General features: G+C 45.1%; 11 protein-coding genes. 8 read left to right on the top strand and 3 right to left on the bottom strand.

Going from position 1 to position 13,702, the window contains the following annotated elements; all coding sequences use genetic code 11:
• Positions 1–32: 32 nt before the first annotated feature.
• The 3 genes from tsaB (at position 33) to efp (ending at position 2,274) form a co-directional block, all read left to right on the top strand.
• Positions 33–719: a tRNA (adenosine(37)-N6)-threonylcarbamoyltransferase complex dimerization subunit type 1 TsaB gene (gene tsaB, locus D8S85_RS12600; RefSeq protein WP_106480970.1), complete on the top strand. Its 687-nt coding sequence runs from the start codon at positions 33–35 to the stop codon at positions 717–719.
• Positions 720–721: 2 nt separating this feature from the next.
• Entirely contained in the window at positions 722–1,603 is an 882-nt protein-coding gene (locus D8S85_RS12595; protein WP_106480969.1) for a class I SAM-dependent methyltransferase, read from the top strand.
• Between the two features lie 101 nt (positions 1,604–1,704).
• Complete coding sequence (gene efp, locus D8S85_RS12590) at positions 1,705–2,274, top strand: elongation factor P (protein WP_027200891.1); 570 nt, start codon at positions 1,705–1,707, stop codon at positions 2,272–2,274.
• 1 nt (position 2,275) lies between these two features.
• Here the strand turns inward: efp and rnc are convergent, their stop codons facing one another.
• Genes rnc through D8S85_RS12575 form a run of 3 tightly spaced genes read right to left on the bottom strand, consistent with a single transcriptional unit; the run spans position 2,276 to position 4,536 of the window.
• Complete coding sequence (rnc, locus tag D8S85_RS12585; protein ID WP_228423218.1) at positions 2,276–3,016, bottom strand: ribonuclease III; 741 nt, start codon at positions 3,014–3,016, stop codon at positions 2,276–2,278.
• 23 nt (positions 3,017–3,039) lie between these two features.
• The gene (fabF, locus tag D8S85_RS12580) at positions 3,040–4,284 is read right to left on the bottom strand and encodes a beta-ketoacyl-ACP synthase II (protein ID WP_106480968.1); all 1,245 of its coding nucleotides are present in this window, start codon (positions 4,282–4,284) and stop codon (positions 3,040–3,042) included.
• A 15-nt stretch (positions 4,285–4,299) separates the two neighbouring features.
• The gene (locus D8S85_RS12575) at positions 4,300–4,536 is read right to left on the bottom strand and encodes an acyl carrier protein (protein WP_027200888.1); all 237 of its coding nucleotides are present in this window, start codon (positions 4,534–4,536) and stop codon (positions 4,300–4,302) included.
• Positions 4,537–4,707: 171 nt separating this feature from the next.
• Here D8S85_RS12575 and purN point away from each other — a divergent pair, with 171 nt between their 5' ends.
• The 5 genes from purN to D8S85_RS12550 all read left to right on the top strand — a co-directional run bounded on the left by purN (position 4,708) and on the right by D8S85_RS12550 (position 13,439).
• On the top strand, positions 4,708–5,277 hold the full coding sequence (purN, locus tag D8S85_RS12570) for a phosphoribosylglycinamide formyltransferase (RefSeq protein ID WP_106480967.1): 570 nt from the start codon (positions 4,708–4,710) through the stop codon (positions 5,275–5,277).
• Positions 5,278–5,366: 89 nt separating this feature from the next.
• Positions 5,367–8,591, top strand: coding sequence for a S41 family peptidase (locus D8S85_RS12565; RefSeq protein WP_127075160.1), 3,225 nt, complete (start codon positions 5,367–5,369; stop codon positions 8,589–8,591).
• 666 nt (positions 8,592–9,257) lie between these two features.
• On the top strand, positions 9,258–10,661 hold the full coding sequence (locus tag D8S85_RS12560; protein ID WP_127075158.1) for an MFS transporter: 1,404 nt from the start codon (positions 9,258–9,260) through the stop codon (positions 10,659–10,661).
• Between the two features lie 12 nt (positions 10,662–10,673).
• Positions 10,674–11,924: an acyloxyacyl hydrolase gene (locus tag D8S85_RS12555; protein ID WP_228423217.1), complete on the top strand. Its 1,251-nt coding sequence runs from the start codon at positions 10,674–10,676 to the stop codon at positions 11,922–11,924.
• A 231-nt stretch (positions 11,925–12,155) separates the two neighbouring features.
• Complete coding sequence (locus D8S85_RS12550; RefSeq protein ID WP_127075156.1) at positions 12,156–13,439, top strand: ATP-binding protein; 1,284 nt, start codon at positions 12,156–12,158, stop codon at positions 13,437–13,439.
• Positions 13,440–13,702: the final 263 nt, after the last annotated feature.

Here is a 13,702-nt window from a genome sequence, read left to right as displayed (position 1 = left end):
TCAATTTTCAATTTTCAATTTTCAATTGTATTATGGCACTGATTTTAAATATAGATACTTCTACGGATATTTGTTCCGTGGCTATCGCTCGGGACGAACACGTGGTTGCTTTAAAAGAAAATGACGAGGGATTCAATCATTCCACTTTGCTGGGTGTATACGTGGATGATTTGTTGAAGGAGAATAATTTAACGGCAAACGACTTGGATGCCGTGGCTGTGAGCATGGGCCCCGGTTCCTACACGGGCTTGCGCATTGGGGTATCTTTAGCCAAAGGGATATGTTTTGGTGCGGGTAAGCCGCTGATTGCGGTAAGTACCTTGGAGGCGTTGGCAAATGCAGTGGCTTGTCGAGAGAACGAAGAGGCTTACTATTGTCCCATGATCGACGCTCGTCGCATGGAAGTGTACACGGCTATTTATGACCGGATAGGAAATGTCGTACGTGATATTCATGCGGAGATAATAGACGAAAATTCATTTGCGGATTTGTTATCGGAACATAAGATCTTGTTTTTTGGCAACGGGAGTAATAAGATAAAGGAGGTGTTAAAACATCCGAATGCAATGTTTATTGATGGGGTGGCAACTTCTGCCGGAAACATGATAACACTTGCCGAACGTAAGTTTGAGGATAAAAAATTTGAAGATGTGGCTTATTTCGAGCCGTTTTATTTAAAAGATTTTGTGGCAACAGTGCCGAAGAAAAAAGTTTTGTGATAATGAATATAAAACTACTAAGTCCTTCATGTTGGACGGATTACGAGTTGATAGATAGTGGAGCGTACGAAAAATTGGAGCGCTTCGGACGTTACGTGATTGCTCGGCCGGAGCCGCAGGCGATATGGAATAAATCACTTTCCGATGCGGAGTGGCAGCAACGGGCAGATGCTTATTTCAAGAAGGACAAGAAGAGTGAGGAGCGGGGAGAGTGGATTTGTAAGCCTAAAATGCCACAGCAATGGTTCGTGAATTACCGCTATGGAGATATGAGCATCCGGATGCGATTGGGATTGACCTCTTTCAAACACGTGGGGGTATTTCCGGAACAGGCCGAGAACTGGAATTTTATATCGGATCAGGTAAAACGAATCGGTACGGGAGCAAAAGTACTGAATTTATTTGCTTACACGGGCGGTGCTACTCTCGCTGCGAAGAGTGCGGGTGCGGATGTAACTCACGTGGATTCGGTGAAGCCTGTCGTTTCTTGGGCAAGGGAGAATATGGAGGCTTCCGGTTTGGACGGGGTGCGTTGGATCGTGGAAGATGCTTTAAAGTTTGTACAGAGAGAAGTGCGTCGGGGAAAAAAGTACAACGGGATTATTCTAGACCCTCCGGCTTACGGGCGTGGGGCGAATGGTGAGAAATGGGTGCTAGAGGAAAATATAAACGAATTAATCACCTTATGCGGGCAATTGCTGGAATCCTCCAATAGTTTTCTTGTGCTGAATCTGTATTCCATGGGATTGTCTGCTTTATTGGCCCGTGGTATTGTGCGTCAGCTAGTAGGGAATTGTTCTGGAGAACAATTCGGTGAGTTGTATTTTACTGATTCTTACGAAAAATCACTACCTTTAGGAGTTTATTATCGATTGTGGCGATGAGAAATCATACATCTAAAATTTATATGTATTTGGTGATTTGTGCTGATTTCCTTATCTTTGCACCCTCAATGAAAAAATATTAAATCTAAAAAATAAAATAAATGGCAACAACGGCTGATTTTAGAAATGGATTATGTATCGTTTTCAAAGACGATTTATACAGAATTGTACAGTTTCAACATGTGAAACCCGGTAAAGGTCCTGCTTTCGTGAGAACAAAAATGCAGAACATCAAAACCGGTCGTACCTTGGAAAATACGTTTACTTCCGGAGTGAAGATCGATGTCGTACGCATCGAGAGACGCCCCTACCAATTCCTGTACATGGAAGGAGAGGATTATATCATGATGCACACGGAAACTTTCGAGCAAATACCTATCGCGAAAGATTTGATCAATGCTCCCCAGTTCTTGAAAGAAGGTGATGCTGTTGAAATGGTAGTACACGCAGACACGGAAACCCCGTTGTATGTTGAGTTGTTGCCGACAGTTGTTTTGGAAGTGACTTACACGGAGCCGGGATTAAAAGGTGATACCGCTTCTTCCACGGCGTTGAAACCGGCAGAGGTAGAAACCGGTGCAAGAGTAATGGTTCCTCTTTTCATCAATACCGGCGAGAAAATCCGTATCAAAACGGAGGACGGTACTTACGTGGAACGTGTGAAAGAATAAATTAGATTTCAATTTCTCCTTGTGCTTCAACTTGGAGTTTTTGGATAGCCTTTTCAGCGGAGTTTTGCTCCGCTTCTTTTTTTGATGCACCTGTGCCTTGAGCCATGATCTCTTCGCCGATGGAGATCGTACAGACAAATTTGGCGTGACGGGCATTACTTTCAAGTGTCTCGATATTCAGGTCAATCTTTTGTTTTTGAGCCCATTCAATCAGCCTGCTCTTGTAGTTTTTGTCAACGTACACGAGGTCTTCCAGATTCACGTAGTGAGGGAAAATATAATTCTCGATAAATGCCTTGGTTCTATCGTACCCTTGGTCCAGGTAGATAGCCCCGGTAAAAGCCTCGAATACATCACCGTAAATATGTTTGTTTTTGGAAATATCCGATTTGGCAATTACCTCCTCGTTCAACCCCATTTTAATGGCAATAATATTCAATGATTCGCGACTCACGATCTTGGAGCGTAAACGAGTCATGAACCCTTCATCCTTGTTGGGAAAAAACTTGTATAGAATTTCAGCGACAATAGCTCCCAGTACGGCATCTCCTAAAAATTCGAGGCGTTCGTAATTCAACACGGTTCCGCTTTTCGTGTATCTGGATGCCGATTTATGTAACAATGCCAAGGTATATAAACCCTTGTTACCGGGAACGAATCCCCATTCCGAAATAGACAATCCATAAAACTTTTCCTTCCTGTGAAGGTAAAGTTTTATGGATTGAATTATTTTACTAATCACTTCCCCAAAATTTTAGTTCGTGATTATTTTTTGAATACAACGCAAGCATTGTGTCCTCCGAAACCGAAAGTGTTACTGATGGCTACATTGATTTCTTTCTCTTGAGCCTTGTTGAACGTGAAATTCAGCTTGGGATCCAGCTCCGGATCAAGATTGCTGAAATTAATGGTAGGAGGTACAATGTTGTTTTTCACAGCCAGAACACAAGCGATTGCTTCCAAGGCACCGGCGGCACCTAATAAATGTCCTGTCATTGATTTGGTGGAACTGATATTCAGTTCATAAGCGTGTTCACCAAATGCTTTCTGAATGGCCTTAGGTTCTGCCACATCTCCCAGTCCGGTAGACGTTCCGTGAACGTTGATATAATCAACATCTTTCGGGCTTAGTCCGGCGTCTTCCAACGCGAGCAACATAACATCGGCGGCTCCTTGTCCTTCCGGATCCGGTGCAGTCATGTGGTAAGCGTCGCAATTGGCTCCACCACCCGCGAGTTCTGCATAGATGTGAGCACCTCTTTTTACGGCATGTTCATACTCTTCCACGACTAAGCAAGCACCTCCCTCGCCGATAACGAATCCGTCACGATCAGCGTCAAAAGGACGCGATGCTGTTTTCGGGTCATCATTACGAGTGGATAAAGCTTTCATGGAATTGAAACCGCCTACACCCGGAGGGGTGATAGCCGCCTCAGATCCACCGGCAAGTATCACGTCTGCTTTACCTAATCGGATTAGATTTAATGCATCTACTAACGAGTGTGCAGATGAAGCACAAGCTGAAACCGTCGTGTAGTTCGGACCCTTTAGGCCTTCTTCTATGGCGATCATCGCTCCACCCATGTTGGCAATCATCTTGGGTATAAAGAACGGGTTGAATCTGGGAGTTCCGTCTCCTAATGCAAAACTTTTGCATTCCTCGTAGAACGTATCCAATCCACCGATACCTGCACCCCAGATTACACCGATTCTCTTTCTGTCCTCTTGCGAGAAATCAAGTCCTGCATCTTTTACGGCTTCCCTGGAACAAATCAGGGCAAACTGGCTGTAAAGATCCATTTTACGGACCTCCTTCTTGTCGAAGTATTCCGTGGGCTCGTAGTTTTTAACCTCGCAAGCGAATTGTGTGCGAAATTTAGATGCATCAAAACGAGTAATAGGACCGGCGCCACTGACGCCACCTTTCAAGTTCTCCCAAAATTCGGCCACGTTATGACCCAAGGGATTAATAGTTCCAAGACCAGTTATTACTACTCGTTTGAAATTCATAGATAAAATATTAAATTATTGAGCGTTAGCTTCAACGTATGCAATAGCATCGCCCACGGTAGCGATTTTCTCTGCTTGATCGTCCGGAATAGTGATGTTGAATTCTTTCTCCAGTTCCATGATCAACTCTACCGTATCCAAAGAGTCAGCTCCTAAGTCGTTAGTAAACGTAGCTTCCGGTTTAACTTCACTTTCGTCAACTCCTAATTTATCAACAATGATAGCTTTAACTCTGTTTTGAATGTCAGACATAACTTTAAATTTTAATTAGACATTTTTTAAATTCACACTTGCGTCTACAAGAGGCGCGCATAACTCTCTAAGTTCGGGGGCAAAGTTAGAGAATTTATTTTTCCTAGAAAATTTTTTGGCATGAATAAAGTTTTCTTATCTTTATGCGTTTGATTTTTAATAGATTACAGGATGAAAAAAATTGCAATATTTGCCTCTGGTTCAGGTTCTAACGCTGAAAATATCATTAATTATTTTAAAAATGACACCGAAAATGTCGTAAAAATCGTGTTCTGTAACAAGCCCGATGCCTATGTTCTGGAACGGGCAAAACGTTTAAACGTGCCGACATTCGTTTTCGGGCGGGAAGAGTTTTTTCATTCTGACTTGGTTCTAAACGAGTTGAAACGTTTGGATATTGATCTGATCGTCTTGGCAGGCTTCCTGTGGAAGGTACCGGATGCCATTATTGACGCTTATCAAAACCGGGTAATCAACATCCATCCGGCCCTGTTGCCTTCATACGGGGGGAAGGGAATGTACGGCATGAAAGTACACGAGGCCGTGATCGCTGCCGGGGAAAAGGAAAGCGGCATCACGATTCATCACGTGAACAACCATTACGATGAAGGAGCCACCATTTTCCAGGCTAAATGTGAAATCGACCCGGGAGACACGCCGGAAACCCTGGCAACAAAAGTCCATGCCTTGGAATACGAACATTTCCCCCGCGTGATCAAAGAATTCTTGGATAATTTATGATTTCGGATTTCATGACGTGGGATTTTATGACGTTTGATTGAAAAACCTGCAAGTCATGTTCAATTTTTAATTCTCAATATTCAATTACTATGAGGAGGTTTATTCTTTTATTCGGTGTATTGTTAGCCGGTTTGTGGGTACAGGCCGGGGAAGCAAGGTTATTAAGGTTCCCGCATAGCGTGGGGGACAAGTTGGTATTCTCGTATGCCGGGGATCTTTATCTGGTTGCAGCCGAAGGAGGAACGGCCCGTAGATTGACCTCGCACGTGGGGTACGAAATGTTTCCTCGCGTTTCACCGGATGGAAAATATATCGCTTTCACCGGGCAATATGACGGTAACACGGAAGTATTCGTCATCCCCGTGGAGGGAGGTGAGCCTCGTCGCTTGACATACACGGCCACGCTGAAAAGAGATGACCTGGGAGATCGCATGGGGCCGAACAACGTGGTGATCGGGTGGACTCCGGATAGTAAACGGATTCTGTATCGTTCCCGGAGATACACCTTTAACGATTTCACCGGGCAACTGTTCACCGTGCCGGTAGAGGGGGGAATGTCCGAGGAAATCCCTTTAAAGAACGGCGGTTTCGCCTCTTATTCCCCGGATGGAAAGAAATTGGCTTATAATTATATCTTCCGGGAATTCCGGGCGTGGAAACGTTATCAAGGAGGAATGGCGGATGATATTCGGGTGTTTGATTTCAACACGAAAAAATCCGAACGGATTACCGACAACGTGCGCCAGGACGTGTTTCCGATGTGGTCTCCGGATGGAAATACTATATATTATGTATCCGACCGAGACGACGTGATGAACCTTTACGCCTACAACGTGAACACGAAAGAGGATAAACAACTGACGTTCTATAAAGAATACGATATAAAATTCCCCGCGATCGGTGACAAATTGATTGTCTACGAGCAAGGTGGTTATATTTACGGGTACGATTTACAAAGTGGTAAAGAAACCAAGATCACGATAAACATTGATAACGATCAGATTTATTCTCGCCCGACCTTGACCGATGTCAGCGGTCAGATTTCGAGTATCGCGGCCGCTCCCGGTGGAGAACGGGTGGTCGTGGCTGCTCGCGGGGATATTTTCTCGTTGCCCGTGAAAGAGGGAATCACCTATAACCTGACCCATTCTTCCGATGCGAATGATATGCTGGCAGGTTGGTCTCCGGACGGGAAATATATCAGTTATGTTTCCGACAAGGACGGGGAGTTCAATATTTATCTTCGGGACGTGGCGACGGGGAAGGAGCGGAAACTGGTCAAAAATTTGAAAAGTTATATCTTCAATTATAAATGGTCCCCGGATTCCAAGAAAATTCTCTGGAGCGAAAAGGGGAATACCTTGAATATATCCGATGTGGAAAGCGGGAACCGGAAGATCGTGGAAAAATCGGGAATCCGTCCCATGACCTCCTACAACTGGTCGCCCGACGGCAAGTATATTACCTACGTTCGTCCGGAGACGACGATGGATAACATCATCGTCTACGGTGTTGAAAGTGGTGAGAAACACCAAGTTACCGACGGATGGTTCGGTTCCAGTTCGCCAAACTTCAGCGAGGACGGGAAATACCTCGTGTTTGTTTCTGCCCGCACGTTCTCCCCGACGTATGGGCGGACGGAATGGAATCACGTGTATAATGATATGAACAAGGTGTACATCCTGCCATTGGCGAAGGATGCCCCGGTATTGTTTGCCCCGAAAAATGATGTTGTCTGGGTGGAGACTGCCGTGAATGAGAAAGACAAGAAAAAAGAGAGCGAGGATAAAAGTATCGTGTATGACTTCACGAACCTGGAAAGTCGCCTTGTCGAACTACCCGTGTTGGCGTCGAATTATTATGGCAACGTGCACATGCTGGGAAATCGAGTGTATTACAACCGGGGCGGTAGCACGTTGATTTATGACTTGAACGGGAAGAAAGAGACCGATTCGGGTGGAAACATCGAATTCACTCCCGGTTATAAAAAGGCGATCGTTTCTTCGGGCTCCGCGTTCCAAGTGGAAGACCTTCCGGTATTTTCTGCCAGCGTGACCTCTCCCGTATCCACGAAAGGCGTGAAACGGGTAATCGACTACCATCAAGAATGGATGCAGATCTATAACGAAAGCTGGCGACAGATGCGTGATTTCTTCTATGCCAAGAACATGCATGGCGTGGATTGGAATCACGTGTACGAGAAATATAAGGTATTGGTTCCTTACGTGAATCATCGTACGGACTTGACTTACATCATCGGGGAGATGATCGCGGAATTGAATGTCGGACATGCCTACTCCATTAACGGGCGGGTACCGATGCCCGAGAGAATAAAGATGGGTTTGCTGGGAGCTAAATTCATGAAAGATAAATCCGGTTATTTCAAAGTGACCGAAGTCATCGAGGGAGCAAACTGGGATGCTTCAACCCGTTCGCCTTTGACTATGCCGGGCGTGGAGGTAAAAGCGGGAGATTATATTTTGGCCATCAACGGGAAATCGTTGAAAGAGGTGGATAACCTGTTCTCCGAGTTGATCGATATGGCAGGCAAGACTGTTGAATTGACCGTGAACACGACCCCGGTTGAGAAGGGAGTCCGTAACGTGTTAGTCGTTCCGCTGGCTGACGAATCAAAATTGTATTATTATCATTGGGTGCAAAATAATATCCGTAAGGTAAACGAGGCCACGAACGGGGAAGTAGGTTACATTCATATTCCGGACATGGGTGTTGACGGGTTGAACGAGTTCGTGAAGCACTATTACCCGCAGTTGAATAAAAAAGCCTTGATCATTGATGACCGGGGAAATGGCGGTGGAAACGTATCCCCGATGATTACCGAACGTTTGATGCGTACTCCGACGTTCTACACGATGCACACGAACCAAACCTCCGGGTCGGTAAATCCCGTTGGTACATTCCTCGGGCCGAAAGTTTTGTTGGTAAACGAGTATTCTGCCTCTGACGGGGACCTTTTCCCGTATCGCTTCAAGTACAATCACTTGGGAACGATTATCGGGCGTCGTACGTGGGGAGGTGTCGTGGGATATAGCGGTTCCATCCGGGTTGTTGACGGTGGTTCCATCGTGACGCCTTCATACGCGCCGTTTGCAGCAGACGGTAGCGAGTTTATTATCGAGGGAACGGGCGTGACTCCTCACGTTGATATTGAAAACGACCCTTATCTGGAATATAAGGGTGAGGATCAGCAACTGAATAAAGCGATCCAAGTGATATTGGAAAAGTTGAAGACGGAGAAGAACGAGATTCCGCCTATCCCTGCCTTCCCGAATAAAGCGGCAAAGAAAAAATAATACGGTTCATGCGGTAAAAGTAAAGGGGGAGGGTTGATTTCCAAGTGGTTGAAGGTGTGTCAAAATTCGTTCTCCGCATAAAACTCCTCCGTCAGTTTCGCTGCCACCTTCTCTATAAACAGAGAAGGTGGTGGAGCTTTTCCCCGAAAATTGTGTACATTTTAACTCTCCCTCTGTTTATAGAGGGAGTACCCCGAAGGGGGGAGGGAGTTTGAATATAGAGTTTTGACACACCCTCCAGGGAAGGTTTTCGTTAAAAAATAGGCTTGTTAAACCTCTTTTTTTGCAGGTTCTTGCGATTGTATGAGGAGGTTAATCTGAAATAAGGTGTTGTTAATGTCCTGTTTATAAGGTTTAAAAGGGATATTTCAGGATCACTTCCGGATTATTTCCGGGTAGAAGATATTTAACAAGCAATTAAATCCCTAATAGAACGCTATTCCGTATAGCGTTTTAATAGCGTTTTAATAGCGTTCTAATAGCGTTTTACACGGAAATGATCCGCTATTTATCATGATGTGGTAATGACGTGTTTATTACTCCCCGCTTGTTTTCCGTTTATATACCGATAGACAACCGATATAGGAACTTTTGAATTTTTTATGCGTTAGATGAAGCGGGAATCTTATATTTCGTATTTTTGTACGATAAAATTGGACTGGGAAAATGAGCACAAAAGAGATCGAGTGGGACGGGTTGCCTATCCCGAAGCGATACGGGGCGATTCTTGCCATTGCCATGGGAATTACGGTTTCCGTGTTGGATGGCACGATTGCTAACGTGGCGTTACCGTCTATCGCGGAGGATTTGCAGGCCACGCCGTCTATGTCTATTTGGATTGTGAACGCTTACCAGTTGGCTATCGTGGTTTCCTTGTTGTCGTTGTCTTCTTTGGGGGATATATTGGGTTATCGGCGGGTGTATATCGGAGGTTTGTTTATATTTAGCGTGACTTCATTAGCTTGCGCGCTTTCCAATTCTTTGCTGATGTTGACGATAGCCCGTGTGTTCCAGGGATTTGGGGCGGCCGCTTTGGCAAGCGTGAATACTTCTTTGATTCGGATTATTTATCCCAAACGGCATTTGGGTCGAGGAATGGGTATTAACGCGTTGGTGGTTGCCGTGTCGGCAGCGGGAGGGCCGACGATCGCGGCGGGGATTTTGTCGGTAGCCTCTTGGCAGTGGTTGTTCGCTGTAAATGTTCCCGTTGTTATCGCGGCATTGATCTTGTCTTTCCGTTTTTTGCCCGTGAATCCGGTAAAGAGAAGTGAACGGAAGTTTGATTGGATCAGTGGGGTGATGAACGCGTTTACGTTTGGTTTGTTGATTTTCTCGATCGAGGGGTTCACTCACGGGGTGAGTTTGCCTGTACTGCTCCCGGGGATTGGGGTGATGCTGTTTGTCGGTTACTTTTTCGTGCGTCGTCAGTTGTCGCGGGAATATCCCTTGTTGCCTGTCGATTTGTTGAAGATTCCGATTTTTTCGTTGTCTGTCGGAACGTCCGTGTGTTCTTTCGTGGCGCAGATGTTGGCCATGGTTTCTTTGCCTTTCTTTTTGCAGCACACGCTGGGGCTGGATGAGGTGGCAACGGGATTGTTGCTGACCCCTTGGCCGTTGGCAACGATGGTTGCGGCTCCTTTGGCTGGGAGGTTGCTCGAGCGAGTTCACGCGGGTGTGTTAGGTGGCGTGGGATTGTCGATATTTTCCGCGGGGCTGTTTTTGTTAGCTGTCTTCGCGGATCAGGTTCCCAACGTGGGAATTGCTTTGTTTATGGCTATGTGTGGATTCGGGTTTGGTTTATTCCAGACACCGAATAATAGTATATTAATTTCTTCCGCACCGCAGAATAGGAGTGGTGGGGCTAGCGGGATGCTGGGTATGGCCCGGTTGACCGGACAGACGACGGGGGCTTCGTTGGTGGCTTTGATGTTTGTTGTTTTCCCGGTGAATGGGACGTATGCTTCCCTTTATTTCGCGGGAGGGTTTGCCACGCTGGCCGCTGTCGTGAGTTTTTCCCGGGTTTCTTTGCCGGAACCGGAATTGTTGCGAGGAAAGGCTAAGAGTGGTTAACCGGATTGTTTTATGAATGGAATTTATATGGATGGTATGAAGAGAATTTTGAGAGTAGTCGCTTTTTGGGGGATCATTTTCGTTGGAGGCGTGTCGCACGTGATAGGGCAGGGGAACGATAGTTTGGTGGATGTGTCGTTGCGTAAGTTCGTGCATGGATTGCGGGTGGAGGGACGGCCGGAGTATGTTTTCCCGACAAGTTCTTTTTTGCAGGGGGAGAACGTGGAGGGAAGGATTATTCAGGGAGTTTTTTCCTCTCACTTGAAGTATTTGTTCCGTTATCGTCCGGGGAGTTTTGACGAGCATATTTATGGAGATGTATACCAGGGGGTAGGAGTCGGATTTTATAATTTCGGGGGATCCAGGCAGTTGGGGAACCCGGTTGCCTTTTATTTGTTTCAAGGGGCTCGTATCTCTAGTTTAGCTCCTTGGTTGTCTTTGCATTACGAATGGAATTTCGGGTTGTCCGCGGGGTGGAAGACTTATGACCCGTATTATAATTCGTCCAACACGATAATCGGTTCGAAGGTGAATGCTTATATTAATGTTAATTTTTATTTGCGCTGGAGGTTGTCTCCAAGGGTTAGCCTGCTTTCGGGAGTGACGTTGTCGCATTTTTCCAACGGGAATACGAAGCTTCCTAATGCAGGGCTGAACACGATCGGGGGAAATATCGGGTTGGAGTGTAATTTTTACCGGAAGGATGATTTGAAGTCGTTGGAGAGGAGAGTTGATTTTGCTGTACAACCTTTCCGCCGACATTTCACGTATGATTTTGTTTTCTTCGGTTCGTGGCATGATCGGTTGGTGAGGACGTCCGACGGTTTTTCCCCTTCTCCGGAGGCTTATCCCGTGTTCGGGTTTAATTTTACCCCGATGTATAATTTGAATTATAAACTCCGGTTAGGCGTGTCTCTGGACGGGACGTTTGACGGGGGAGCCAATTTATACACGGAGGGGGACGTGTACGGGAGGGTGAGTAAGTCGGACATTGTTCGTCCCCCTCTGGGCGATCAGTTTGCCTTGGGGTTTTCCGGGCGGGCAGAGTACGTGATGCCTTTTTTTGTCGTGGGAGTCGGGATCGGGGCGAACGTGATCGGGAAGGACGATCTGAATATGTTTTATCAGCTATTGACGTTGAAAATAGCCTTGTCACGTGCCGTTTTTTTGCATGTGGGCTACCGTCTCCAAGATTTCAACGAGCCTAACTTTTTGATGCTGGGAATAGGTTTCCGGTTTAACGGGAAGTATACCGCTTTTTAGAATTGTTGTTTCCTGAATATAGCTGAGAAGTCGTTGAAAATGTATTACAACGAAAATAATTATCTTTTCAGCTTGATTTCCTTTTGGCTAGTATTATTTTGTATCTCTGGAAAAAACAATGGTAAAGTCTATTTACCGAACAAACTTATGCCAAATTGCCGAAAAATATTACTCCAAATAACCGAATGCTAGAATTTTTAATTACATTTGTGGTAGTAAATAGTTTGATTTATGGATGGTTACAAACATAGAATAATGGATAGCCTGCTTGAAAAGAAATTGCAGGCTAAAGGAGCAGTGTTGATAGAGGGGCCTAAATGGTGTGGTAAGACAACGACAGCTGAGGAAATTGCGGCTAGCAAAATATTGTTGGCTCGAACTGATGTGAAAAATAATTTCAAGAGCTTGTTAGAAATAGATACAGATGTAGCACTGTCGGGAGATACACCAATGCTTATTGACGAGTGGCAGACTGTGCCTAAATTGTGGGATGCTGTAAGATATACTGTTGATCATCGTCGTAAAATGGGGCAGTTTATATTGACGGGGTCTGCCGTTCCAGACAAGGAGGCTGAAGAGGAAAGAGAACATTCTGGAACAGGTCGTTTTGCTTGGTTGACAATGCGCCCAATGACTTTATTTGAGTCAGGAGAATCAAACGGGAAAGTAAGTCTTGGAAATCTGTTCACTACTCCTGGAAAAATACTGGAGAAGAATGAACTTAAATTGCAAGATATTGCATTCTTGATTTGCCGAGGTGGTTGGCCAATGGCTGTTGGGCTACCCGAAGAAGCGGCTTTGGAACAAGCTTTCGACTATTACGATGCAGTAACCAAAGAGGATATAACCAAAGTAGATGGGGTGAAAAGAGCTTCGGAGCGAGTACAACGCTTGATGAGAGCATATGCCCGACATCAGGGAACACAAGCATCAATTGCGACGTTGAAGGACGATCTAAAGAATAATGATACTGCCACACTTGATGAGGATACCATAAGTTCTTATCTCGAAGCTCTGAGGAAAATATTTGTGGTGGAAGATATGCCTGCATGGAATCCAAATCTTCGTTCAAAGACTGCAATTCGTACAGCAGATACACGCTATTTTGTTGACCCATCCATCGCAACTGCTGCATTAGGTTTAGGTCCTGCCGATTTAATGAACGACTTGAAGACAATGGGCTTTTTCTTTGAAGCGATGTGCGTAAGAGACTTGCGTGTGTTTGCAGAAGCATTAAATGGAAAAGTATATCATTATAGAGATAAAAGCGGTTTAGAATGTGATGCAGTAGTACACCTCCGCAATGGACAGTATGGGCTTATTGAAGTCAAACTTGGTGGCGAGACATTGATAAACGAAGGTGTAGAGATATTGACCTCATTAGCCAAACAGATTGACACGACACGTATGAAAGCACCAGCTTTTAAGATGATATTAACGGCAACAGGCGAATATGCTTATCGCCGTCCTGAAGATGGAATTTACATTGTTCCGATAGGATGTTTGAAGCAATAGAAGAGACGCTATCTTCTGTAAATAAAGAACAACTTTCTTTGTATTATGGTGTAGGGCAATATGTTTCAGAAAATTCTCGTGAGGTTTTTTGAGGAATGGGTGCTATTGAAAAAAATGTTGTGACTGGGGATTGGTTTTCGGTTTAACGGGAAATATACCGCTTTTTAGAATTGTTTGTATGGTAGGGGGTGGTAGTGTCGGGATTTTTGGCTAAATTTGTGATATGCCTTTTAAGGTTGTGTTAATATTTAATTAAGTGTATA

It is taken from the genome of Butyricimonas faecalis (assembly GCF_003991565.1).
GTDB classification, from domain to species: domain Bacteria; phylum Bacteroidota; class Bacteroidia; order Bacteroidales; family Marinifilaceae; genus Butyricimonas; species Butyricimonas faecalis.
The sequence above is the reverse complement of the archived record's forward strand: the minus strand, read 5'-3'. Positions and strand labels throughout refer to the sequence as shown.

Coding starts and splice junctions, on each gene's coding strand:
- D8S85_RS12560 (WP_127075158.1), top strand. CDS start 9,258: ATGAGCACAAAAGAGATCGAGTGGGACGGGTTGCCTATCCCGAAGCGA.
- fabF (WP_106480968.1), bottom strand. CDS start 4,284: ATGAATTTCAAACGAGTAGTAATAACTGGTCTTGGAACTATTAATCCC.
- efp (WP_027200891.1), top strand. CDS start 1,705: ATGGCAACAACGGCTGATTTTAGAAATGGATTATGTATCGTTTTCAAA.
- D8S85_RS12595 (WP_106480969.1), top strand. CDS start 722: ATGAATATAAAACTACTAAGTCCTTCATGTTGGACGGATTACGAGTTG.
- purN (WP_106480967.1), top strand. CDS start 4,708: ATGAAAAAAATTGCAATATTTGCCTCTGGTTCAGGTTCTAACGCTGAA.
- D8S85_RS12575 (WP_027200888.1), bottom strand. CDS start 4,536: ATGTCTGACATTCAAAACAGAGTTAAAGCTATCATTGTTGATAAATTA.
- D8S85_RS12550 (WP_127075156.1), top strand. CDS start 12,156: ATGGATGGTTACAAACATAGAATAATGGATAGCCTGCTTGAAAAGAAA.
- tsaB (WP_106480970.1), top strand. CDS start 33: ATGGCACTGATTTTAAATATAGATACTTCTACGGATATTTGTTCCGTG.
- D8S85_RS12565 (WP_127075160.1), top strand. CDS start 5,367: ATGAGGAGGTTTATTCTTTTATTCGGTGTATTGTTAGCCGGTTTGTGG.
- D8S85_RS12555 (WP_228423217.1), top strand. CDS start 10,674: ATGAATGGAATTTATATGGATGGTATGAAGAGAATTTTGAGAGTAGTC.